Origin of the sequence: Paenibacillus sp. BR2-3 (assembly GCF_046529485.1) — a bacterium.
Taxonomy (GTDB): domain Bacteria; phylum Bacillota; class Bacilli; order Paenibacillales; family Paenibacillaceae; genus Paenibacillus_AQ.
The window spans coordinates 4,431,869-4,453,265 of record NZ_CP126311.1 but is presented as its reverse complement, the minus strand read 5'-3'; the positions used below and the strand labels follow the sequence as shown (position 1 = coordinate 4,453,265).

31 protein-coding genes are annotated in these 21,397 nt (G+C 46.0%); 28 read left to right on the top strand and 3 right to left on the bottom strand.

Annotated features, from left to right (window positions below):
* Positions 1-7 precede the first annotated feature (7 nt).
* The 6 genes from rpoC to tuf all read left to right on the top strand — a co-directional run bounded on the left by rpoC (position 8) and on the right by tuf (position 8,543).
* Positions 8-3,619 carry a DNA-directed RNA polymerase subunit beta' gene (rpoC, locus tag PaeBR_RS21565; protein WP_410512497.1) on the top strand — a complete coding sequence of 1,204 codons (3,612 nt, stop codon included), beginning with the start codon at positions 8-10 and terminating at the stop codon, positions 3,617-3,619.
* Between the two features lie 177 nt (positions 3,620-3,796).
* The gene (locus PaeBR_RS21560; RefSeq protein ID WP_410512496.1) at positions 3,797-4,048 is read left to right on the top strand and encodes a ribosomal L7Ae/L30e/S12e/Gadd45 family protein; all 252 of its coding nucleotides are present in this window, start codon (positions 3,797-3,799) and stop codon (positions 4,046-4,048) included.
* A 139-nt stretch (positions 4,049-4,187) separates the two neighbouring features.
* Positions 4,188-4,607, top strand: coding sequence for a 30S ribosomal protein S12 (gene rpsL, locus PaeBR_RS21555; RefSeq protein WP_066367672.1), 420 nt, complete (start codon positions 4,188-4,190; stop codon positions 4,605-4,607).
* 41 nt (positions 4,608-4,648) lie between these two features.
* Positions 4,649-5,119: a 30S ribosomal protein S7 gene (rpsG, locus tag PaeBR_RS21550; protein WP_410512495.1), complete on the top strand. Its 471-nt coding sequence runs from the start codon at positions 4,649-4,651 to the stop codon at positions 5,117-5,119.
* 46 nt (positions 5,120-5,165) lie between these two features.
* Complete coding sequence (gene fusA, locus PaeBR_RS21545; RefSeq protein WP_410512494.1) at positions 5,166-7,244, top strand: elongation factor G; 2,079 nt, start codon at positions 5,166-5,168, stop codon at positions 7,242-7,244.
* Positions 7,245-7,352: 108 nt separating this feature from the next.
* On the top strand, positions 7,353-8,543 hold the full coding sequence (tuf, locus tag PaeBR_RS21540) for an elongation factor Tu (RefSeq protein WP_410512493.1): 1,191 nt from the start codon (positions 7,353-7,355) through the stop codon (positions 8,541-8,543).
* An 84-nt stretch (positions 8,544-8,627) separates the two neighbouring features.
* Here tuf and PaeBR_RS21535 read toward each other — a convergent pair whose 3' ends face one another.
* From PaeBR_RS21535 to PaeBR_RS21525, 3 genes are read right to left on the bottom strand one after another with little or no spacing between them, the layout of a single operon-like run.
* Positions 8,628-8,969, bottom strand: coding sequence for a cupin domain-containing protein (locus PaeBR_RS21535; protein ID WP_410512492.1), 342 nt, complete (start codon positions 8,967-8,969; stop codon positions 8,628-8,630).
* Between the two features lie 34 nt (positions 8,970-9,003).
* The gene (locus PaeBR_RS21530) at positions 9,004-9,246 is read right to left on the bottom strand and encodes an amino acid decarboxylase (protein ID WP_410512491.1); all 243 of its coding nucleotides are present in this window, start codon (positions 9,244-9,246) and stop codon (positions 9,004-9,006) included.
* Positions 9,247-9,273: 27 nt separating this feature from the next.
* A complete protein-coding gene (locus tag PaeBR_RS21525; protein ID WP_410512490.1) occupies positions 9,274-9,723 on the bottom strand; it encodes a V4R domain-containing protein in 450 nt (149 codons plus the stop codon).
* Between the two features lie 210 nt (positions 9,724-9,933).
* Here PaeBR_RS21525 and PaeBR_RS21520 point away from each other — a divergent pair, with 210 nt between their 5' ends.
* The 22 genes from PaeBR_RS21520 (at position 9,934) to rpmD (ending at position 21,389) form a co-directional block, all read left to right on the top strand.
* Positions 9,934-10,605, top strand: coding sequence for a Crp/Fnr family transcriptional regulator (locus PaeBR_RS21520; RefSeq protein ID WP_410512489.1), 672 nt, complete (start codon positions 9,934-9,936; stop codon positions 10,603-10,605).
* Between the two features lie 246 nt (positions 10,606-10,851).
* Positions 10,852-12,201: a protoglobin domain-containing protein gene (locus PaeBR_RS21515; RefSeq protein ID WP_410512488.1), complete on the top strand. Its 1,350-nt coding sequence runs from the start codon at positions 10,852-10,854 to the stop codon at positions 12,199-12,201.
* 225 nt (positions 12,202-12,426) lie between these two features.
* Positions 12,427-12,735: a 30S ribosomal protein S10 gene (gene rpsJ, locus PaeBR_RS21510; protein WP_005544556.1), complete on the top strand. Its 309-nt coding sequence runs from the start codon at positions 12,427-12,429 to the stop codon at positions 12,733-12,735.
* A gap of 42 nt (positions 12,736-12,777) precedes the next feature.
* Positions 12,778-13,401: a 50S ribosomal protein L3 gene (gene rplC / locus PaeBR_RS21505; protein ID WP_410512487.1), complete on the top strand. Its 624-nt coding sequence runs from the start codon at positions 12,778-12,780 to the stop codon at positions 13,399-13,401.
* 22 nt (positions 13,402-13,423) lie between these two features.
* On the top strand, positions 13,424-14,047 hold the full coding sequence (gene rplD, locus PaeBR_RS21500; protein WP_410512486.1) for a 50S ribosomal protein L4: 624 nt from the start codon (positions 13,424-13,426) through the stop codon (positions 14,045-14,047).
* Positions 14,047-14,340: a 50S ribosomal protein L23 gene (gene rplW / locus PaeBR_RS21495; RefSeq protein ID WP_410512485.1), complete on the top strand. Its 294-nt coding sequence runs from the start codon at positions 14,047-14,049 to the stop codon at positions 14,338-14,340. Before rplD ends, rplW begins: the two co-directional genes overlap by 1 nt.
* Before the next feature lie 27 nt (positions 14,341-14,367).
* Positions 14,368-15,198 carry a 50S ribosomal protein L2 gene (gene rplB / locus PaeBR_RS21490; protein ID WP_410512484.1) on the top strand — a complete coding sequence of 277 codons (831 nt, stop codon included), beginning with the start codon at positions 14,368-14,370 and terminating at the stop codon, positions 15,196-15,198.
* Between the two features lie 72 nt (positions 15,199-15,270).
* Entirely contained in the window at positions 15,271-15,549 is a 279-nt protein-coding gene (gene rpsS, locus PaeBR_RS21485; protein WP_410512483.1) for a 30S ribosomal protein S19, read from the top strand.
* Positions 15,550-15,582: 33 nt separating this feature from the next.
* Positions 15,583-15,915, top strand: a complete 333-nt coding sequence (rplV, locus tag PaeBR_RS21480) for a 50S ribosomal protein L22 (RefSeq protein WP_410512482.1) — start codon at positions 15,583-15,585, stop codon at positions 15,913-15,915.
* Between the two features lie 13 nt (positions 15,916-15,928).
* Positions 15,929-16,594 carry a 30S ribosomal protein S3 gene (gene rpsC, locus PaeBR_RS21475; protein ID WP_410512481.1) on the top strand — a complete coding sequence of 222 codons (666 nt, stop codon included), beginning with the start codon at positions 15,929-15,931 and terminating at the stop codon, positions 16,592-16,594.
* 2 nt (positions 16,595-16,596) lie between these two features.
* Positions 16,597-17,031, top strand: coding sequence for a 50S ribosomal protein L16 (gene rplP / locus PaeBR_RS21470; RefSeq protein ID WP_036652954.1), 435 nt, complete (start codon positions 16,597-16,599; stop codon positions 17,029-17,031).
* Entirely contained in the window at positions 17,021-17,218 is a 198-nt protein-coding gene (gene rpmC, locus PaeBR_RS21465; protein WP_019908232.1) for a 50S ribosomal protein L29, read from the top strand. The genes rplP and rpmC overlap by 11 nt, the downstream gene beginning before the upstream one ends.
* Positions 17,219-17,261: 43 nt before the next feature.
* Positions 17,262-17,528, top strand: a complete 267-nt coding sequence (gene rpsQ, locus PaeBR_RS21460) for a 30S ribosomal protein S17 (RefSeq protein WP_410512480.1) — start codon at positions 17,262-17,264, stop codon at positions 17,526-17,528.
* A gap of 38 nt (positions 17,529-17,566) precedes the next feature.
* Positions 17,567-17,935, top strand: a complete 369-nt coding sequence (gene rplN, locus PaeBR_RS21455; protein ID WP_036680556.1) for a 50S ribosomal protein L14 — start codon at positions 17,567-17,569, stop codon at positions 17,933-17,935.
* A 108-nt stretch (positions 17,936-18,043) separates the two neighbouring features.
* A complete protein-coding gene (gene rplX / locus PaeBR_RS21450; RefSeq protein ID WP_410512479.1) occupies positions 18,044-18,397 on the top strand; it encodes a 50S ribosomal protein L24 in 354 nt (117 codons plus the stop codon).
* Positions 18,398-18,428: 31 nt separating this feature from the next.
* Positions 18,429-18,971 (top strand): 50S ribosomal protein L5, encoded by a 543-nt coding sequence (rplE, locus tag PaeBR_RS21445; protein WP_036680558.1) that lies wholly within the window; start codon positions 18,429-18,431, stop codon positions 18,969-18,971.
* Positions 18,972-19,020: 49 nt separating this feature from the next.
* Positions 19,021-19,206, top strand: a complete 186-nt coding sequence (locus PaeBR_RS21440; protein WP_013312154.1) for a type Z 30S ribosomal protein S14 — start codon at positions 19,021-19,023, stop codon at positions 19,204-19,206.
* 32 nt (positions 19,207-19,238) lie between these two features.
* A complete protein-coding gene (gene rpsH / locus PaeBR_RS21435; protein WP_036652964.1) occupies positions 19,239-19,637 on the top strand; it encodes a 30S ribosomal protein S8 in 399 nt (132 codons plus the stop codon).
* A gap of 30 nt (positions 19,638-19,667) precedes the next feature.
* Positions 19,668-20,210 (top strand): 50S ribosomal protein L6, encoded by a 543-nt coding sequence (rplF, locus tag PaeBR_RS21430; protein ID WP_410512478.1) that lies wholly within the window; start codon positions 19,668-19,670, stop codon positions 20,208-20,210.
* Positions 20,211-20,295: 85 nt separating this feature from the next.
* The gene (gene rplR, locus PaeBR_RS21425; protein WP_410512477.1) at positions 20,296-20,664 is read left to right on the top strand and encodes a 50S ribosomal protein L18; all 369 of its coding nucleotides are present in this window, start codon (positions 20,296-20,298) and stop codon (positions 20,662-20,664) included.
* Positions 20,665-20,691: 27 nt separating this feature from the next.
* The gene (rpsE, locus tag PaeBR_RS21420) at positions 20,692-21,189 is read left to right on the top strand and encodes a 30S ribosomal protein S5 (RefSeq protein ID WP_091072774.1); all 498 of its coding nucleotides are present in this window, start codon (positions 20,692-20,694) and stop codon (positions 21,187-21,189) included.
* 14 nt (positions 21,190-21,203) lie between these two features.
* Entirely contained in the window at positions 21,204-21,389 is a 186-nt protein-coding gene (gene rpmD, locus PaeBR_RS21415; protein ID WP_410512476.1) for a 50S ribosomal protein L30, read from the top strand.
* Positions 21,390-21,397 lie beyond the last annotated feature (8 nt).

Genomic DNA, 21,397 nt, shown 5'->3' with positions numbered 1-21,397 from the left:
TTGCTCCTTGTTGGACGTTAACAATTTTGAATTTATGAAAATCGGACTCGCATCTCCGGAAAAAATTCGTTCTTGGTCCCGCGGAGAAGTTAAAAAACCGGAAACCATTAACTATCGTACGTTGAAACCGGAAAAAGAGGGTCTTTTCTGCGAACGCATCTTCGGACCGCAAAAGGACTGGGAATGTCATTGCGGTAAATACAAACGCGTCCGTTATAAGGGCGTTGTCTGCGATCGCTGCGGCGTTGAAGTTACCCGCGCTAAAGTGCGTCGTGAACGTATGGGTCACATTGAACTGGCTGCTCCTGTATCTCATATCTGGTATTTCAAAGGTATTCCGAGCCGTATGGGTCTGGCACTGGACATGTCTCCAAGATCACTGGAAGAGATCATCTACTTCGCTTCTTATGTTGTAACTGATCCGGGCGAAACACCGCTTGAGAAGAAGCAACTGCTGTCCGAGAAAGAATACCGCAGCTACCGTGAGAAATATGGCTACGGATTCCAGGCCGGCATGGGTGCGGAAGCGGTCAAGAAGCTGCTTCAGGATATCGACATTGAGAAAGAGCTGGAATTCCTCAAAGAAGAATTGCGTACGGCCCAAGGCCAACGCCGTAACCGGGCAATTAAACGTCTGGAAGTCATTGAAGCATTCCGTAACTCCGGTAACAAGCCGGATTGGATGATCATGGATGTTCTGCCGGTTATTCCTCCGGAGCTTCGTCCAATGGTTCAGCTGGATGGCGGTCGTTTTGCCACATCTGACCTGAACGACTTGTACCGTCGTGTTATTAACCGGAACAACCGTCTGAAAAGACTGCTTGACCTCGGTGCTCCTGATATTATCGTGCAAAATGAGAAACGGATGCTTCAAGAAGCTGTCGACGCATTGATCGACAACGGCCGTCGCGGCCGTCCGGTAACGGGTCCTGGCAACCGTCCGCTCAAATCTCTCAGCCATATGCTGAAAGGTAAACAAGGACGTTTCCGTCAGAACTTGCTCGGTAAACGTGTAGACTACTCCGGACGTTCTGTTATCGTGGTTGGACCGTACCTGAAGATGTACCAGTGCGGACTGCCTAAGAAGATGGCTCTGGAATTGTTCAAACCGTTTGTTATGAAGGAATTGGTTAACAAAGGGCTTGCCCACAACATAAAGAGCGCTAAACGTAAAGTAGAGCGTGTAAGTCCTGAAGTATGGGATGTGCTTGAGGAAGTTATCAGAGAGCATCCAGTACTGCTTAACCGCGCACCAACACTTCACCGTCTCGGTATTCAAGCATTTGAGCCGATTCTGGTTGAAGGCCATGCTATTCGTCTGCATCCGCTCGTATGTACGGCTTACAATGCCGACTTTGACGGTGACCAAATGGCGGTGCACGTACCTCTGTCAGCAGAAGCACAAGCAGAAGCTCGTATCCTCATGCTGGCATCCGGTAACATTTTGAACCCTAAAGATGGTAAGCCGGTTGTTACTCCTTCCCAGGATATGGTCCTTGGTACGTTCTATCTGACCATGGATAACAAGGGAGAAAAGGGTACAGGAATGATTCTGCGTACCGTGAACGAAGCGGTTTCCGCTTATCAACGGGGAACTGCAGGTCTGCATGCACGTGTAGCTATTCCGGTTAAAGCGCTCGGCAAAACCTGCTTTACGGAAGAGCAGCAAGGCGCAATGCTGATTACGACGATCGGTAAGATTATCTTTAACGAAATCTATCCGAGCAGCTTCCCGTATATCAACGAAGCAACCAAAACAAACCTGCTGCATGGCACACCAAACCATTACTTTATCTATGAAAAAGGCGCAGACATCCGTGAGCTGATTATGAATCTTCCGGAAGCCAGCGCTGTAGGTAAGGAATATTTGGGATTGATTATCGCCCGCTGCTTTGAGACCTACCATACTACTAAAACATCCGTTATTTTGGATAAGATAAAACAACTCGGCTTTACCTACTCCACACGGTCCGGTGTGACGGTTGCAGTATCGGACGTTATCGTGCCGGAGGAAAAAGCCACAATCCTGAAAGAGTCCGAAGAGAAGGTTGATGTGGTTGCCAACCAATACCGCCGGGGTCTGATCACCAATGAGGAACGGTACGACCGTGTCATTGAGATCTGGTCCAAAACGAAGGATGATCTGACGAATGTACTCTTGAAATCAATGGACCGCTTCAATTCCATTATGCTCATGGTTGATTCCAAAGCACGGGGTAACAAATCGCAGATCACTCAGCTGGGCGGTATGCGGGGACTCATGGCAACACCTTCAGGCCGAATCTTTGAACTGCCAATTAAAGCGAACTTCCGTGAAGGCCTTACCGTCTTGGAGTACTTTATCTCCACGCACGGAGCGCGTAAAGGTCTTGCCGATACAGCTCTACGTACAGCTGACTCCGGTTACTTGACACGCCGTCTCGTTGACGTGGCGCAGGATGTTATCGTTCGTGAGGAAGATTGCGGAACTGATAAAGGCTTTACAGTTAGCCGTATTCAAGATGGTAAAGAGATCATTGAAGATCTCTACGACCGGATTGAAGGACGCTACTGTTTCGAAACCATACGTCACCCAGAATCTGGCAAAATTATCGTACACCGCAACGATCTGATCGACTCCGACAAAGCGGAGGAAATAATCAATGCTGGAATTACCAAATTGCAGATTCGTTCCGTGCTTAGCTGCCGTGCCCGTCATGGTGTATGTAAGAAGTGCTATGGACGAAACCTTGCAACGGGTAAACACGTTGAGATCGGCGAGGCGGTTGGTATTATCGCTGCTCAGTCTATCGGTGAACCAGGGACCCAGCTTACCATGCGTACGTTCCATACCGGTGGTGTTGCGGGAGATGATATTACCCAAGGTTTGCCGCGTATTCAAGAGTTGTTTGAAGCCCGGAATCCGAAAGGACAGGCGACAATCAGTGAGGTTGACGGCGTAATCAAGGAAATCCGTGAAACGAAGGACCGTCGTGAAATCGAGGTTCAAGGCGAAGCGGAATCCAAGACTTATTCCATCACTTACGGCTCACGTCTGCGTGTCACCGTTGGACAGGAGATTGAGGCTGGAGACGAGCTTACGGACGGTTCAATCGATCCTAAAGAAATGCTGCGTATCAAAGGTATTCGCGGGGTACAGAACTACATTCTGCAAGAAGTGCAGCGTGTTTACCGTAACCAGGGCGTTGAAATCAATGATAAGCACATTGAAGTTATGATCAAGCAAATGCTTCGTAAGATTCGTATCATCGATGCTGGGGATACTACCTTGCTGCCAGGTGCTTTTGCAGATATTCATGAATATGAATCTGCTAATAAGGAAGCTATTCTATCCGGAAAAGAGCCAGCAGTCGCCAAACCAGTGCTGCTCGGTATTACCAAAGCATCGCTTGAGACGGATTCCTTCCTGTCTGCCGCATCATTCCAAGAGACAACTCGTGTCTTGACTGACGCTGCAATCAAAGGTAAAGTAGATAAGTTGCTTGGTCTGAAAGAAAATGTTATTATCGGTAAGTTGATTCCTGCAGGTACAGGCATGAATCGTTACCGTAATGTAAATCTAAGCAATCCGAATGAAGAAAGCACGAAAGAGTCTTTAGAGACCGTTCCTGCTGAATAAATGTAACAATCACATTCAGTGTATCCGCGTCACGTCCCATTTGAGGGCGTGGCGTGGCTGCCTGTTGTGAATGAAATAAATATTGTTCTTAATTTCTTGACATCAGCTTATGATGATGCTAAAATATCTAAGGTGCGTGAGTAGCCATGTTATCCTTGTTCATTGGAGGAATTGATAATGACTGATGATAGAGGACTACAGGATGCTCAAGTCAAGATCGGGACCAAGCAAACCGTTAAGGCGGTGGAGTTGGGCCTAGCCGCAGAAGTCTATGTGGCAGAGGACGGAGATCAACGGCTTACTTCCAAGATTGTTATGCTTTGTAACAAACAAGGCGTCAAAGTCACTTATGTGGATACGATGCTGAATTTGGGCAAAGCCTGCGGAATTGAAGTGGGTGCTGCAATGGCAGCCGTCTTAAAACAATAGCTACAGAAATGTTTTTGTACCGGGGTTCACTTCGGAGGCAAGGACTTTTCATTTGTCTTTTTATGAACCACCTGGGTCTGTGGACTTAAAAATGAGGTTTATAACTAGATAATCATTTCAGGAAGGGGGTGGCAACAACATGCCAACTATTAATCAATTGGTTCGTAAAGGCCGTCAAGCCAAAATCGACAAATCTAAATCTCCCGCTCTTCAAAAAGGGTACAACGCCCTGAAGCGTGAGACTACAAATTTGAGCGCTCCGCAAAAACGCGGTGTGTGCACTCGTGTAGGCACAATGACTCCACGTAAACCAAACTCAGCGCTTCGTAAATATGCCCGTGTTCGTCTGACGAACCGTCTCGAGGTAACAGCTTACATCCCGGGAATCGGACATAATCTACAAGAGCACAGTGTTGTATTACTTCGCGGAGGTAAAGTAAAGGACCTTGCAGGGGTTCGTTACCATATCGTTCGTGGCGCTCTGGATACAGCAGGTGTAGCTAACCGTATGCAAGCTCGCTCCAAATATGGTGCGAAACGTCCTAAAGTGAAGAAGTAAGACAAATACGAATAATAACCATTTAAGAAAGGGGGATATCCATGCCACGCAAAGGTCCAGTTACTAAGAGAGACGTATTGCCAGATCCATTGTATAATAGCAAGTTGGTTACTCGTTTGATCAACCGCATTATGCTGGGTGGTAAAAGAGGTGTCGCTCAAAGCATTTTGTACAATTCGTTCAAGTTAATTCAAGATCGCACAGGTAAAGATCCGATGGAAGTTTTCGAAGCTGCCATCAAGAACATCATGCCGGTTTTGGAAGTCAAGGCTCGCCGTGTCGGCGGTGCTAACTACCAAGTGCCAATCGAGGTTAAACCTGAAAGACGTACTGCTTTGGGATTACGTTGGCTTGTAAACTACTCACGCAACCGCGGTGAGAAGACTATGGAAGAGCGTTTGGCGGCTGAGATCATCGACGCTTCCAACAACACAGGCGCTTCCGTTAAGAAACGTGAAGACACACACAAAATGGCTGAAGCGAACAAAGCGTTTGCTCACTACCGCTGGTAGGATTTATAGTCATTTAAATAATATATTTTGAAAGGAGACCCATTTCATGGCAAGAGAGTTCTCCTTAAAAAATACACGTAACATCGGGATCATGGCGCATATTGATGCTGGTAAAACTACAACCACAGAGCGGATTCTTTTCTACACAGGCCGTACGCACAAAATCGGTGAAGTTCACGAGGGTGCAGCTACAATGGACTGGATGGAACAAGAGCAGGAGCGCGGAATTACGATTACTTCCGCTGCTACGACTGCTGCGTGGAAAGGCCACCGCATCAATATCATTGATACCCCGGGACACGTTGACTTCACTGTTGAAGTTGAACGTTCCCTTCGTGTATTGGATGGAGCAGTAGGCGTATTCAGTGCGAAAGAAGGCGTTGAGCCCCAGTCTGAAACTGTATGGAGACAGGCTGACCGTTATGGCGTTCCTCGTATCGCATATGTTAACAAGATGGATATCATCGGTGCTGACTTCTTAAACGTTGTGCAGGCTATGCGTGAACGTCTTATGGCAAATGCTGTAGCTATTCAACTTCCAATCGGTGCAGAGAACGATTTCGTAGGAATCATCGACTTGGTAGAACAAAGAGCACACATTTTCAAAGATGATCTGGGCCGCGATGTTGAAGAAACGGATATTCCGGCTGACTATCTGGAGCAAGTTGCTGAACTGCGTCTCGAGTTAATCGAGAAAGTAGCAGAGCTTGACGAAGAGTTGACGATGAAATATCTGGAAGGTGAAGAAATTTCAGTTGCGGAAATCAAAGCAGCACTGCGCAAAGGCGTAGTTGAAGTTAAGATTTTCCCTGTAATTGTTGGATCCTCTTACCGAAACAAAGGGGTTCAGCTTATGCTGGACGCAGTTATCGATTACTTGCCAGCTCCTATCGATGTTCCGGCTATCACTGGACACCTTGATGATGGAACTGAAGCGATTCGTCAATCTTCGGATGAAGAACCGTTCTCATCATTGGCATTCAAAATCATGACTGACCCTTATGTAGGCAAACTTACGTTCTTCCGTGTATATTCTGGTATACTGGAATCCGGATCTTACGTATTGAACGCTACTAAGAACAAACGGGAACGAATCGGTCGTATCCTGCAAATGCACGCGAACAGCCGCCAGGAGATCTCCATTGTGTACTCCGGTGACATTGCTGCAGCTGTTGGTTTGAAAGATACGAGTACTGGTGATACACTGTGTGATGAGAAGCATCCGGTTATTCTGGAGTCTATGAACTTCCCTGATCCGGTTATCGAAGTTGCCGTTGAACCAAAAACAAAAGCCGACCAAGATAAAATGGGTATTGCTCTCGGAAAGTTGACTGAAGAGGATCCAACTCTTCGTGCTCACACTGATGAGGAAACTGGCCAAACCATCTTGGCAGGTATGGGTGAACTTCACCTTGAGATTATCGTTGATCGTATGCGTCGTGAATTCCACGTTGAGACTAACGTTGGTAAACCACAGGTTGCATATCGTGAAACGTTCAAGGCTCCAGCTCGCGTCGAAGGTAAATTCGTTCGTCAATCGGGCGGACGCGGTCAGTATGGTCACGTATGGGTTGAATTCGAGCCCCTCGAGGCAGGTACAGGCAGCATCTTCGAAAGTAAAGTTGTCGGTGGCTCGGTTCCTAGAGAGTACATCGCTCCAGCACTTGCGGGTATTGAAGAATCTATGAAAAATGGTGTCATCGCAGGCTTCCCGCTTGTTGACGTTAAAGCCACCATCGTAGATGGTTCTTATCATGATGTTGACTCCAACGAAATGGCGTTCAAAATTGCCGGCTCGATGGCACTCAAAGCAGCTAAAGACAAGTGTAAGCCTGTCCTGCTTGAGCCAATCATGAAAGTGGAAGTAACTGTACCCGAGGAATATATGGGCGATGTAATGGGTATGTTGAGTTCCCGTCGCGGTAGAATCGAAGGTATGGATTCCCGTGGTGGAGCGCAAATTATTCGTGCTAAGGTACCTCTTTCCGAAATGTTCGGATACTCCACAACACTCCGTTCCGGTACTCAAGGACGCGGCGTATTCTCAATGGAACTCTCCCACTATGAAGAAGTTCCTAAATCCATCTCGGATGAGATCGTTGCCAAGAATAAAGGCGGAGAATAATAATTGTTTTGATTTGCCGTCCGGGTATAAACGTTCAGTCATCCTAGGTTATGCATACAACGGACGGCTCCAATATAAGGAACCCCAAATTAAGGAGGAACTGTTCAAATGGCAAAGGCAAAGTTTGAACGTAACAAACCGCACGTTAACATCGGTACTATTGGTCACGTCGACCATGGTAAAACGACTCTGACTGCTGCAATCACAACTGTATTGTCCAAAAAATACGGCGGTGCTGCTGTAGCATTCGACCAAATCGATAAAGCTCCAGAAGAGCGCGAGCGCGGTATCACTATTTCCACAGCTCACGTTGAATATGAAACTCCTAACCGTCACTACGCACACGTAGACTGCCCTGGTCACGCCGACTATGTTAAAAACATGATCACCGGCGCAGCGCAAATGGACGGAGCAATCCTGGTTGTATCCGCAGCTGACGGCCCTATGCCGCAAACTCGCGAGCACATCCTGTTGTCCCGCCAAGTAGGTGTTCCTTACATCGTCGTATTCTTGAACAAATGCGACATGGTTGAAGACGAAGAGCTCTTGGAATTGGTTGAAATGGAAGTTCGCGATTTGCTGAACGAATATGAATTCCCAGGTGACGATACTCCAATCATCCGTGGTTCCGCTCGTGAAGCTCTGCAAAACCCTGAAGGCGAATATGCACAAAAAATCGTTGAGATGTTCGAAACGATTGATGAGTACATTCCGCTTCCAGAACGCGACACTGCAAAACCTTTCTTGATGCCTGTCGAGGATGTATTCTCCATCACTGGCCGCGGTACTGTGGCAACTGGTCGCGTAGAACGCGGAACAGTTAAAGTCGGAGAAGAAATCGAAATCGTAGGTATTCACGAAGAAACTAAGAAATCTGTAGTTACGGGCGTTGAAATGTTCCGTAAATTGCTGGATTCCGCTCAAGCTGGCGACAACATCGGCGCATTGCTGCGTGGTGTTGACCGTACTATGATCGAGCGTGGCCAAGTATTGGCTAAGCCGAACTCCGTTAAGCCACACACTGAGTTCACAGCTCAAATCTACGTTCTGACTAAAGAAGAGGGCGGACGTCACAAGCCATTTTTCACTGGTTACCGTCCACAGTTCTACTTCCGTACAACTGACGTAACTGGCATCATCAACCTCCCAGAAGGTACTGAAATGGTTATGCCAGGTGACAACATCACTGTAACTGTTTCACTGATCTCCCCTATCGCTATTGAAGAAGGAACTCGTTTCTCCATTCGCGAAGGCGGCCGTACAGTTGGAGCCGGTACTGTAGCATCCATCCAAAAATAATTTCAGTCTATCCTTCAAGGATAGATACTGAAACATAGGGGCAGGGGATCTTCTAACGAAGATCTCCTGTTTTTTTATATAGTGTTAAACTTCCTGAGCATATAGAGGGCTTGGAACTTTGCACAAAACCACATGCAGGCTTGCCGGAGCGTCTCCGCTGTTGTCGTAAGAAAACGATTCCTCTCCAGAGATGTGGATGATTTCTCCCTTGAACAGCGGGGTATCTTCTCCATCCACGGTCATTGTTCCGTTTCCCTCCAGAGCCAGGATATATACATCTGTTCCGGGATGCTTATGAGCAGGCAACTGCTGTCCAGGCATAAAATTTAGAACAAAAACGACACTTTCCCCTTTTTGAAATAACACCTTTTTGGTAAACCGGTCATCCTGGTGTTGAATAGCTTCATATAAATGCTTCTTTTCCATGATATGTTTCCTCCTAATTATTATAGTTATTGAATTACATTCTTACGCACATGAGCCGGAAGTGATTATCCCCAAGCGGGTTTGTCACCGATGAGATTCCGATAGACTCAAGCTCAGCTACAAGACGCTCGGCCCGTTGGGGCAAGTGGATTTCGATAACCGTTCCAGTTTCGGCTTGGCTGACGAATTGCAATATTTCCTGCCTGGGATGCTCGCCGCGTGAAATCCTGTCCCGCAAATCAATGATGGCGACTGCGCCGTTATATTGTACATTCAACGTCTTATTCCCTCCTTAGGTGGAAGATTACAGTCTTACTTCATATTCACAATACTCATGGCCTGTAGCATTGCATTTAATCTCCTTCACAGAGATTTTACGGTTCATAATTTTGCATAACGCTCCTTCCATGATCGCCCCTTCCAGATCACAGATCATTTTCTCATCTTCCAAAAGCGGCAGGCCTTTGCAGAAGCAATCATCCACTGCAATATTAATTCTTTGCTCATCCTGATGGATTATACGCGGAATGCCGATTTTCAGATCCACAAACAAGTGAAGTAGTTCCTCCACAGACGCTGCAGGCAAGCTGGCACCAATTTTCCGGCCAATGGTAACAGTCGTACCTTTGCCGCCCAAGGGCAATCCCTGGCTCATGCCAATTAAGCGGATCGTCCGGAATAATTCAAGCGGAACCGTATCACCCAGAACACTCCTCTCGATTTTCTTCATATCTTCAAACGAATAAGGCAACATATGATTTATCCCTCCTATTTGCTTAATTACCTTTAGCTGTATTGTGTCAGAACGTCAAGGAGAAATCCTTGATTTAAATCAATTTAATATAAATAGCTGTGACTGCAATCACGAGGCTAAGCAGCTATCGTTGATAAGGTAAAGGAAAGCAGCCTGAAAGGAAGGGGGATGGGGATGGAGTGCTCCAAATGCTGTCATTCAGACTCTTGTGTGCGCCGTGTACCTGTATTCAATGGGCTCTCTGATGCAGAAATAACCCGAATCGAGAGTATTGTAGAGTCCAGTGAGTACATTAAAGGGAATTTCGTATTTAGGGAAGGAGAGAAGGGCGATTCTCTATTTGTATTGAATAATGGACTGATAAAGCTGACACAATGCAATCAGGAAGGGAAAGAGCATGTAATACGTTTTTTATTCCCTGGGGATTATTTTGGACAGTTCGCTTTGTTGCAAAATAAGCGGAATGAAGTGAATGCGGAGATGATCGAGAGCGGTACGATATGCCGGTTGCACCGCAAACACTTTATACCTTTGCTTGAAAGCAATGCTGCACTGGCATATAACTTTTTGATGTCGTTGAGTGAACAATTGCACCATGCGGAAGATTGGGCGGCAGCCCTGCACATGCTGGAAGTGGACAAGCGGCTGGCTAAGATACTCCTCTATTTTTATGACAAGAATCCCTCGAAGAGAGGTGTGACTCTGCCAGCCTCCAAAAAAGAGATTGCCGCCATGATCGGTACTACTGCGGAAACGCTCAGCCGGAAGCTCAGCCAATTGGAGGAACAGAAACTCATCTCGGTAAGTAAAAGAGTGGTCCGTATAATGGACCTTCCATCTCTGCTGCATATGGCTGGTGCAAGTAATGGTGGAGTTGTCTAACTGGATATGCATTGTTCTCAATACCGCCTGATTCCAATTTGGAGTGAAGCGGTATTTTTGCTGATGCAAACCTATTAAAAATATTTTAAATTTGTGGTTTTATATATACATAGAGTGGACAAATCAACCGATGATATAAATAAGATAAAAAATTCGCTAAGGTTCGACATCATCTGACAATCATTAAGTTCTTCATTAAATTTCTACATTATTCAACATAAATCTTAATTACTAAGGAGTGGTATTATGGGGAAATGTCCTTTTGCTTTTATGCATGCTTTAGCACCACAGAAAAAAAACGTGGATTCTTCCGCCGCTCATATCTTCAGCACCAACGGTACTTCCAGTTTAGGGGATGCGTCCTATCACACTCTAGAAGGTCATAGTGAGCTTAATGAGCAAATGAAAATGATTGATCTTACCGAAGAGGACTTAAATTTACTGCGTAAGATGAAGCCGGCGATAGAACGCAACATCGACTACATCACTGATCAATTCTACAATACGGTTCTTGGTGTTGGTAAGCTGGAAGCCATAATTATTGAACACAGTACTATAGATAGATTGAAAAAAACTCTTCGTGATCATCTCATTGAAATTTTTGATGGTAATGTAGATGAGAAATACGTAGCGAAACGGCTTGTTATTGCAAGGATCCATAAGAAGGTCGGACTCGAACCTAAATGGTATTTATCAGCTTTTCAGAACCTGCAGAATGTTTTCATTAGAGTGATCTACAATGAGACGAATAATGACGTAGAACGTCTTGGAGTGGTTCAGACAGTAACGAAGCTCCTTAATTTGGAACAACAACTTGTCCTGGAAGCTTATGAGAAAGAAAACATCCGTGAAAAGGAAGAACAATACGAAATCGTAAAAAATGAACTGAAACAAAAAATAGCGGAGTTCAGCGGAGAACTAGTGGATCTGAGCATCGACACAAATGCTGCTGTTGAGCAGTTGGTGGCCAGCAGTAATGAGGTAAATCACACCTTTCAGCGCACAGCCTCCTCCGCACTGGAGTCACAAGGTTTGGCCAGAGAGGGACGAGATCAGCTTAGCGAACTGAGCGGGCAGATCAGCCGTATTTATGAGAGCACGAATGAGATGGAGCAGTCCGTGAAAGAACTAAGCAGATCGTCAAGCCAAATTCTTAAAATAGTGAGTGCTGTGCAAGATATCGCCAATCAGACCAAGATCCTGTCACTCAATGCTGCGATAGAAGCGGCAAGAGCAGGAGAACATGGCAGAGGCTTCAGTGTTGTGGCTCAAGAGGTCAGCAGGCTTGCTGAAGATACCAAGAATACCGTAGTACTTATTGGTGAATTAACTGATAAATCAGGTAAACTTACAACGCAGGTTGTAAATGAGATCCGTACGGTTCAGGAGCTTACAAAGAGCGGGAAATTCCAATCTGTTGAAACAAGCCGGTTATTCTCTGATATAGTGAACTCCATGCAGAGCAGTACGCAGGAAATTGTTACGGTTGAGGAAGAGATCAAATCGCTGATCCATACTATAGAAGGAATTGGTTCGACGACAGCTCAAACAGCAGCATCAGCGGAGTATTTTCGATCTGCTTCAGCTAGTTTATAAGACAAATAGGTTAGTAAAAAGCAGCGTATGAAAAAATCATGCGTTGTTTTATTTATGACTTGCAATAGTGCCCAATATTATATATAATAATAAATGTTGTTCTGAGACGTTGCGATGATGTGAGAGGTTACTGACACACCCGGCTCCTTTGCCATGGAGGCGAGGTCAGAAAATTTTCGCGGAGTATGTCCGATACCAAATTGGGCGATAGAAGGAGGGACTAAAATGGCAAAGCAAAAAATTCGTATTCGCTTGAAAGCATACGACCACAGAATTCTTGATCAATCCGCAGAGAAGATCGTTGAAACAGCAAAACGTTCGGGTGCTGGTGTATCCGGGCCGATCCCGCTGCCAACTGAGAAACAAATCATTACTATTCTCCGTGCGGTGCACAAGTACAAGGATTCCCGTGAGCAGTTTGAAATGCGGACTCACAAACGTTTGATCGATATTGTGAATCCAACACCACAAACTGTGGATGCCTTGATGCGCTTGGATTTACCGTCCGGTGTAGATATCGAAATCAAATTGTAATTCATTTATTTAAGAACTGGAAAAAGAAAAGAGGTGTCAACATTGAAAGGTATCTTAGGAAAAAAACTCGGTATGACTCAAGTGTTTACTGCTGAAGGTAATGTAATTCCGGTTACAGTTATCGAAGCTGGTCCTTGTGTGGTACTGCAAAAGAAAGACCTGACTATCGACGGATATGAAGCAGTGCAATTAGGCTTTTCTGATAAAAAAGAAAATCGCTCTAACAAGCCTGAACAGGGTCACGCCAAAAAGGCAAATGCAACACCTAAGCGCTACGTTCGCGAAATTCGCGGTGTTGACCTCGGGTCACTCGAGGTTGGACAAGAGCTGAAGGCTGATATCTTCGCTGAGGGCGAATTTGTTGACGTAACTGGTACATCTAAGGGTAAAGGCTTCCAAGGCGTTATCAAGCGCTGGGGACAAAGCCGCGGACCAATGGCACACGGCTCGCGTTACCACAGAAGACCGGGCTCCATGGGTTCCATCCAAGCTAACCGCGTTCCTAAAGGCAAACGCCTGCCAGGACATATGGGTCACACGACCATAACGGTTCAAAAGCTTGAAATCATCAGAGTTGATGTAGAACGCAACGTATTGCTGGTTAAAGGCGCTATTCCAGGCCCTAAAAACAGCTTCGTGAAAGTTAAACAAACCGTTAAGAAATAATTGAAGAAAGGAGGAACATGAAATGCCAAAAGTAACACTTTTTAATATTAGTGGCAACGAAGTGGGCGAAGTTGAATTGAGCGAGTCAGTATTCGGTATTGAGCCGAATGTACACGTTCTGCATGAAGCTGCGCTTATGCAAAGAGCTTCCCTTCGTCGCGGTACACATAAAGTTAAAGGACGTTCTGAAGTACGTGGCGGCGGACGCAAGCCTTGGAAACAAAAAGGTACAGGTCGTGCTCGTCAAGGCTCCATTCGTTCACCACAATGGAAAGGCGGCGGCGTTGTCTTCGGACCAACACCACGCAGCTATTCCTGGAAACTGCCTAAGAAGGTTCGTCGTTTGGCTATTAAATCCGCGTTGTCCTCGAAAGTTATTGGGAATGACATCATCGTATTGGATAGCTTGACACTGAACGCTCCGAAGACGAAAGAATTCGCGGCAATCTTGAACAACCTGAAAGTGGATCGCAAAGCGTTGATCGTAGCTGTTGGTTATGATGATAACGTAGCATTATCCGCTCGTAACATCCCTGGGGTGAAATTCGTAGCGGCTGACGGCATTAATGTTCTTGACGTACTGACGTACGACAAACTGATCATCACCAAGGAAGCAGTTCTGAAGGTAGAGGAGGTGTTCGCGTAATGAAAGATCCTCGTGATATAATTAAACGTCCGGTGATTACGGAACGCACATCCGAATACATGAGCGAAATGAAATACGCTTTTGAAGTGGATATCCGTGCTAACAAGACCGAAATCAAACAAGCTGTTGAGGCTATCTTTAAAGTTAAAGTAACTAATGTGAACACAATGCGTGTACCTGGCAAACTGAAGCGTTATGGCAAATATTCCGGTTATACCCCGGAGTGGAAGAAAGCCATCGTAAAGCTTAGCCCGGACAGTAAGCCGCTTGAATTCTTTGAAGCGGTAGAATAAAACTCTGTGAAGTAAGGAGGGAATACAGTGCCAATCAAAAAGTACAAACCGACCTCTCCGGCAAGACGCGGCATGTCCGTATCTACGTTTGAAGAAATCACAACAAACCAGCCTGAGAAATCGTTGCTTTCGCCGCTGTTCAAACATGCGGGACGTAACAACCAAGGTAAAATTACGGTTCGTCACCACGGCGGCGGACACAAGCGTAAATACCGTATTATCGACTTCAAGCGGACAAAAGATGGCATACCAGGTAGCGTTGCTACGATCGAGTATGACCCGAACCGCACATCCAATATTGCTTTGATCCACTATGCTGATGGAGAGAAACGCTACATCATCGCTCCTAAAGGCCTTAAAGTTGGGGATAAGATTGAGTCCGGCCCTGCGGCTGACATCAAAATTGGTAACAGTCTTCCACTGGCGAACATTCCAGTTGGTACAGTTATCCACAATATTGAGTTGAAACCAGGTAAAGGCGGACAGCTTGTTCGTGCTGCTGGTACAGAAGCTCAATTGCTAGGTAAAGAAGAAAAATACGTTTCCGTTCGTTTGACATCCGGTGAAGTTCGCAGAATTTTGAGCGTATGTCGTGCAACAATTGGATCCGTAGGTAACGAAGATCACGAATTGATTAAGATCGGTAAAGCTGGTCGCAGTCGCTGGCTTGGCCGTCGTCCTGAAGTTCGCGGGGTTGTTATGAATCCGAACGATCACCCTCACGGTGGTGGCGAAGGACGCGCTCCAATCGGACGGAAATCCCCAATGTCTCCATGGGGCAAACCAACCCTTGGCTACAAAACGCGTAAGAAAAACAAAGCTTCTGATAAATATATCGTTCGTCGCCGCACGAAATAAGACGCTTCTAGCAGTATATAGCGCGAAGCGTCGATTCGCGGCTTGAACAGTTGATGAAGGGAGGATTCACACATGGGTCGCAGTTTAAAAAAGGGACCATTTATTGATGGCTACCTGCTGAAAAAAGTTGAGGCATTGAACGAGGCGGAGAAAAAGGTGGTAGTAAAAACCTGGTCACGCCGCTCAACCATTTTCCCTCAGTTTATCGGACATACGTTTGGTGTATATGATGGCCGCAAACACGTGCCTGTATACGTAACGGAAGATATGGTAGGTCACAAGTTGGGCGAGTTCGCGCCAACACGTACTTACAAAGGCCACGCGGGTGACGATAAGAAAACAAGAAGATAATTAAAAGGTCTTCGTTTGAGAGGAGGGAAAACAATGGAAGCAAAAGCACATGCAAGATCAGTGCGGATTTCCGCTCGTAAAGCGAAACTGGTTGTTGACTTGATTCGCGGAAAGCAAGTGGGGGAAGCAATCGCAATTCTTCGCCACACTCCGAAATCCGCTTCACCGGTTGTTGAGAAATTGCTTAACTCGGCGATTGCGAATGCTGAGCATAACTATTCTCTGGACGTGAACAGCTTGTTCGTTAGCGAGGTTTTCGTTAACCAAGGTCCAACAATGAAACGTTTCCGTCCACGCGCGATGGGTCGTGCAAGCCGGATTAACAAACGCACAAGCCACATTACATTAGTGGTAGCTGAGAAATAAGGAGGGATAACACGTGGGTCAAAAGGTAAATCCAGTCGGACTCCGGATCGGGATTATTCGCGATTGGGAATCTAAATGGTATGCAGGCAAAGATTTCGGTACTCTTTTAATGGAAGACGTCAGAATCCGCGAATACCTTAAAGGTAAGTTGAAGGATTCCGCTGTTTCCCGCATTGAAATTGAAAGAGCGGCAAGCCGCGTGAATGTTACCATTCACACCGCGAAGCCTGGTATGGTTATTGGTAAAGGCGGAGCTGAAGTAGAAGTACTTCGCAGCGCAGTTACTGCAATCGCCAGTGGCAAAAAAGTTCACATCAATATCAATGAAATTAAACACCCTGAGCTGGATGCGATTCTTGTTGCTGAGAGCATCGCACAACAATTGGAGCGTCGTGTATCGTTCCGTCGTGCGTTGAAACAAGCGATTCAAAGAACAATGCGTTCGGGCGCAAAGGGAATTAAAACTCAAGTTGGCGGACGTCTTGGCGGCGCTGAGATTGCCCGTTCAGAAGGTTATAGCGAAGGAACAGTTCCACTTCATACGCTTCGTGCCGATATCGACTACGGAACGGCTGAAGCACATACAACTTATGGCCTTATCGGCGTAAAAGTATGGATCTACCGTGGAGAAGTTCTTCCCCCAGCTAAGAAACAAGCTGCTCAGGAAGGAGGCAACTAATCATGTTGGTACCAAAACGCGTTAAACACCGCAAGCAACAACGCGGTCACATGAAGGGTATGGCAAAAGGCGGTACGGAACTAAACTTCGGCGAATTCGGCCTGCAAGCTTTGGAGCCGTCCTGGATCACCAACCGTCAGATCGAAGCTGCCCGTATTGCAATGACTCGTTACATCAAACGTGGCGGTCAAGTATGGATCAAAATTTTCCCTGATAAGCCAATTACTCAAAAGCCTCTTGAGGTTCGTATGGGTAGTGGTAAAGGTAACGTTGAGAAATGGGTAGCCGTAGTTAAACCGGGCAAGATTATGTTCGAACTCGGAGGCGTGTCCGAAGAAATCGCTCGTGAAGCAATGCGTCTTGCCGCACACAAGCTGCCGATCAAGACTAAGTTTGTGAAACGTGAAGAATTGGGTGGTGAAGCAAATGAAAGCTAATGAACTTCGCAACTTAACCACTGCTGAGATTGAACAAAAGATCGCTGGATTCAAAGAAGAGCTTTTCAATCTCCGTTTTCAATTGGCAACAGGCCAACTGGATAACCCTACTCGGATACGTGATGTGCGTAAGGAAATAGCTCGTGCTAAAACCGTTATTCATCAAAGAGTACTTGGGATTAGTTAAGTGAGACGGATCTAACCATCCGTATTCAGGAAGGAGGCTAACTATGAGCGAAGAACGTAATGCACGTAAAGTGCTAATCGGTAAAGTGGTCAGCGACAAGATGGATAAAACCGTTGTAATTGCTGTTGAAACCTATAAAAAGCATAACCTGTACCACAAACGCATCAAGTCTACGAAGAAATTCAAAGCACATGATGAGGAAAACGTTGCTAAAATCGGCGATACCGTAAAAGTTATGGAAACTCGTCCACTCTCCAAGGACAAACGCTGGAGACTGGTTGAAGTGATTGAAAAAGCGGTTATCATCTAAGATGTTCTGTAAACTTTTTCCGGAAGGAGGAAATAATAATGATTCAACCATTTACACGTTTGCATGTGGCTGACAACTCTGGTGCGAAGGAACTGATGTGTATCCGCGTACTGGGTGGTACTGGACGTCGTACAGCAGCAATCGGTGATCTGATCGTTTGTTCCGTAAAACAAGCAACACCAGGCGGCGTTGTCAAAAAAGGTGATGTTGTTAGAGCGGTTGTTGTTCGTACAAAACGTTCCGTACGCCGTAAAGATGGATCTTACATCGCATTCGACGAAAACGCAGCTGTTGTTGTTAAAGACGACAGAAGCCCGCGCGGAACACGTATCTTCGGGCCAGTTGCTCGCGAACTTCGCGACAAGGACTACATGAAGATCGTTTCCTTGGCACCGGAAGTTATCTAAAAACTACCCCAAAAAGTGACGAATGGCTTCGAAGCTGATTCCGAGTACTTTTCGGGGGCCCCAGAAGATTTGATCGTGCCCCAAAAAGTGTTATAGGAGGTGTAATAAATGCCTAGAGTGAAAAAAGTTCTGGAATCCCATAACAATAAACTGCATGTGAAGAAGGACGACGTGGTACTTGTGATCAGCGGGAAAGACAAAGGTAAAAAAGGCCGTGTCATCGCTGCTTATCCTCGTGAAAACCGCGTTCTGGTAGAAGGCGTAAATATGATGAAGAAACATCAAAAGCCGAACCAGCTGAACCCACAGGGTGGAATTATTGAGCAAGAAGCTTCGATTCATGTGTCCAACGTAATGCACATCGATCCGAAGAGCGGTAAAGTAACCCGTATCGGTTACAAAGTATTGGACAACGGTAAGAAGGTTCGGGTAGCTAAAAGATCCGGAGAAATTATCGACTAATATAGCCTTAAAGAAAGGAGGTTAAATCTTCATGGCAGCAAGAATGAAAGAACGTTTTTTGAATGAAATTACGCCTGCGTTGATGCAGAAGTTTAACTATACGACTGTAATGCAAGTGCCTAAGATCGAGAAGGTTGTCATCAACATGGGTGTGGGTGACGCTGTTCAAAACTCCAAGGTGCTTGACGCTGCAGTAAATGACATGCAACTGATCGCTGGTCAAAAGCCGGTAATCACCAAAGCCAAGAAATCCATCGCCGGTTTCAAACTGCGCGAGAACATGCCGATTGGGGTTAAAGTAACACTGCGCGGAGAGCGTATGTACTACTTCCTGGACAAATTGTTCAACGTAACTCTTCCACGTGTACGTGACTTCCGCGGTGTTTCGACCAAAGCGTTTGACGGTCGCGGTAACTACACACTTGGTTTGAAAGAACAATTGATTTTCCCCGAAATCGAGTATGATAAGGTTGATAAAGTCCGCGGTATGGACATCGTTATCGTAACGACTGCAAAGACGGATGAGGAATCCCGCGAGCTGCTCGGTCAGCTGGGAATGCCTTTCGCGAAATAAGGTCGGTTCATCCATTTCTCCGAAACTGTTTAGGAGGTGTCAGGCTAAAGTGGCAAAAACTTCGATGAAAGTTAAACAACAACGTACGCCTAAGTTTAAAGTACGTGCATATACACGTTGCGAACGTTGTGGTCGTCCACATTCGGTACTGCAAAAGTTCAAAATTTGCAGAATTTGTTTCCGTGAGTTAGCTTATAAAGGCCAGATTCCTGGCGTCAAAAAAGCAAGTTGGTAAGAAGTTTATAAACGGGAAGGAGGTTTACACACATGACTATGTCTGATCCTATTGCAGATATGCTTACTCGTATTCGTAACGCCAATACAGTGCGTCACGAAACCGTAGAAATGCCTGCTTCGACAATGAAGAAACAAATCGCCGATATCTTGAAGCGTGAAGGTTTCATCCGTGATGCGGAATATGTTGAGGATAGCAAACAAGGGATTATCCGTATTTTCTTGAAATACGGCCCGAACCAAGAGCGTGTAATTACAGGCTTGAAAAGAATCAGTAAACCAGGCCTTCGCGTATACACGAAGAGCAACGAAGTGCCTCGTGTACTCGGCGGCCTAGGAATCGCGATTGTCTCCACATCTAAGGGAGTAATGACCGATAAAGAAGCTCGTCAATCTAAATCTGGCGGAGAAGTTGTCTGCTACATTTGGTAATAAACGTCACAAGATAAGGAGGTGCAACACATGTCTCGTATTGGTCGCAAACCAATTGCAGTACCTAGCGGTGTAGATGTCACTTTGGATAACACCGTGATTACAGTAAAAGGTCCTAAAGGCTCTTTGACTCGTGAGCTTCATAAAGACATGAAGATTACGATTGAAAATAACGAAATCACCGTTGTTCGCCCGTCGGATAACAAATTGCATCGTTCACTTCACGGCACAACCCGCTCCGTTGTCAACAACATGGTAAGCGGTGTGACTGAAGGATTCTCGAAATCTTTGGAGATGGTTGGGGTCGGATATCGTGCCAGCAAATCCGGAGACAAGATCGTTCTGAACGTTGGCTACTCCCATCCGGTTGAAATTTCACCGGAACCGGGCATCGAGTTCGAAGTTCCTGCGAACACGAAGATCATTGTTAAAGGGATCGACAAAGAACGCGTTGGCGCTTATGCTGCCAAAATTCGTTCCGTACGTGAACCGGAGCCGTATAAGGGTAAAGGTATTAAATATGAAGGCGAGCGTATCATCCGCAAGGAAGGTAAAGCCGGTAAGAAGAAATAACCGACTAATCCTTAATTGTAAGATACCCCGTGCATCTTAAAGTGAAGCTGCCTTTGCGGCAACTGAAGGGAGTGAAAGGAAAGTCATGATTACAAAAGACGATAAAAACAAGGCTCGCCTCAAAAGACACCTGCGTGTTCGTAAGAAAATCCAGGGTACTACTGAGCGTCCGCGTTTGAACGTGTTCCGTTCTTCGAAACACATCTACGCTCAATTAATCGATGATGTGACAGGTACTACAATCGTATCCGCCTCCACACTTGATAAAGATTTGAGCGCTACAATCGGCAATGGCGGCAGCGTTGAAGCTGCAAGCAAAGTCGGCCAATTGGTCGCTGAGCGCGCTAAAGAAAAAGGATATGCAGTGGTTGTTTTTGACCGCGGTGGATATTTGTACCATGGACGAATTCAAGCATTAGCTGATGCAGCTCGCGAGGCTGGTCTTGAGTTCTAGAATAATTCTTAAAAGGAGGTTAACGACTTGCGTGTAGATCCGAACAGTTTAGAGCTGACAGAAAGAGTTGTACACATTAACCGCGTTGCTAAAGTTGTAAAAGGCGGACGCCGTTTCAGCTTTAGCGCACTGGTTGTTGTCGGCGATGGCAAAGGCTACGTCGGTGCTGGAATCGGTAAAGCTGGCGAAGTACCGGATGCCATCCGTAAAGGCATTGAAGACGCCAAGAAAAACCTGATTCACATTCCAATCGTAGGAACTTCGATTCCGCATCTGGTTACTGGACATTTCGGCGCAGGACGCGTGCTGCTGAAGCCAGCATCAGAAGGTACTGGTGTTATCGCAGGTGGTCCAGTTCGTGCAGTACTGGAATTGGCGGGCGTTGGCGACATCTTGACAAAATCTTTGGGTTCTTCGAATTCCATGAATATGGTCAATGCAACTTTGGAGGGACTTTCCCGCCTGAAGCGTATTGAAGAGGTCGCGAAACTTCGCGGCAAATCTGTCGAAGAATTGCGCGGTTAAGGAGGGGAACGTCAATGGCAAAATTGCAAATTACCCTCGTTCGCAGCGTAATCGGACGTCCGGAAACACAGCGTGTTACCGTAAAGACGCTCGGCCTGCGTAAAATCAACTCGTCCGTGGTTCACAATGATACTCCTGCGATTCGCGGAATGATCAATAAAGTGGGTCACTTAATAGCAGTTACAGAAATCGAAGGCTAAAATGCCTC

Excerpts from the sequence above, each read along its gene's own strand:
- rpsS (WP_410512483.1), top strand. The coding sequence starts at position 15,271 with ATGGGTCGCAGTTTAAAAAAGGGACCATTTATTGATGGCTACCTGCTG.
- rpsQ (WP_410512480.1), top strand. The coding sequence starts at position 17,262 with ATGAGCGAAGAACGTAATGCACGTAAAGTGCTAATCGGTAAAGTGGTC.
- fusA (WP_410512494.1), top strand. The coding sequence starts at position 5,166 with ATGGCAAGAGAGTTCTCCTTAAAAAATACACGTAACATCGGGATCATG.
- rplP (WP_036652954.1), top strand. The coding sequence starts at position 16,597 with ATGTTGGTACCAAAACGCGTTAAACACCGCAAGCAACAACGCGGTCAC.
- tuf (WP_410512493.1), top strand. The coding sequence starts at position 7,353 with ATGGCAAAGGCAAAGTTTGAACGTAACAAACCGCACGTTAACATCGGT.
- rplV (WP_410512482.1), top strand. The coding sequence starts at position 15,583 with ATGGAAGCAAAAGCACATGCAAGATCAGTGCGGATTTCCGCTCGTAAA.
- rpmD (WP_410512476.1), top strand. The coding sequence starts at position 21,204 with ATGGCAAAATTGCAAATTACCCTCGTTCGCAGCGTAATCGGACGTCCG.
- PaeBR_RS21535 (WP_410512492.1), bottom strand. The coding sequence starts at position 8,969 with ATGGAAAAGAAGCATTTATATGAAGCTATTCAACACCAGGATGACCGG.
- rpsG (WP_410512495.1), top strand. The coding sequence starts at position 4,649 with ATGCCACGCAAAGGTCCAGTTACTAAGAGAGACGTATTGCCAGATCCA.
- rplN (WP_036680556.1), top strand. The coding sequence starts at position 17,567 with ATGATTCAACCATTTACACGTTTGCATGTGGCTGACAACTCTGGTGCG.
- rpsJ (WP_005544556.1), top strand. The coding sequence starts at position 12,427 with ATGGCAAAGCAAAAAATTCGTATTCGCTTGAAAGCATACGACCACAGA.
- rplX (WP_410512479.1), top strand. The coding sequence starts at position 18,044 with ATGCCTAGAGTGAAAAAAGTTCTGGAATCCCATAACAATAAACTGCAT.
- PaeBR_RS21515 (WP_410512488.1), top strand. The coding sequence starts at position 10,852 with ATGGGGAAATGTCCTTTTGCTTTTATGCATGCTTTAGCACCACAGAAA.
- rplR (WP_410512477.1), top strand. The coding sequence starts at position 20,296 with ATGATTACAAAAGACGATAAAAACAAGGCTCGCCTCAAAAGACACCTG.
- rplW (WP_410512485.1), top strand. The coding sequence starts at position 14,047 with ATGAAAGATCCTCGTGATATAATTAAACGTCCGGTGATTACGGAACGC.
- rplE (WP_036680558.1), top strand. The coding sequence starts at position 18,429 with ATGGCAGCAAGAATGAAAGAACGTTTTTTGAATGAAATTACGCCTGCG.
- rplF (WP_410512478.1), top strand. The coding sequence starts at position 19,668 with ATGTCTCGTATTGGTCGCAAACCAATTGCAGTACCTAGCGGTGTAGAT.
- rpsH (WP_036652964.1), top strand. The coding sequence starts at position 19,239 with ATGACTATGTCTGATCCTATTGCAGATATGCTTACTCGTATTCGTAAC.
- rpsL (WP_066367672.1), top strand. The coding sequence starts at position 4,188 with ATGCCAACTATTAATCAATTGGTTCGTAAAGGCCGTCAAGCCAAAATC.
- rplD (WP_410512486.1), top strand. The coding sequence starts at position 13,424 with ATGCCAAAAGTAACACTTTTTAATATTAGTGGCAACGAAGTGGGCGAA.
- PaeBR_RS21560 (WP_410512496.1), top strand. The coding sequence starts at position 3,797 with ATGACTGATGATAGAGGACTACAGGATGCTCAAGTCAAGATCGGGACC.
- PaeBR_RS21525 (WP_410512490.1), bottom strand. The coding sequence starts at position 9,723 with ATGTTGCCTTATTCGTTTGAAGATATGAAGAAAATCGAGAGGAGTGTT.
- rpmC (WP_019908232.1), top strand. The coding sequence starts at position 17,021 with ATGAAAGCTAATGAACTTCGCAACTTAACCACTGCTGAGATTGAACAA.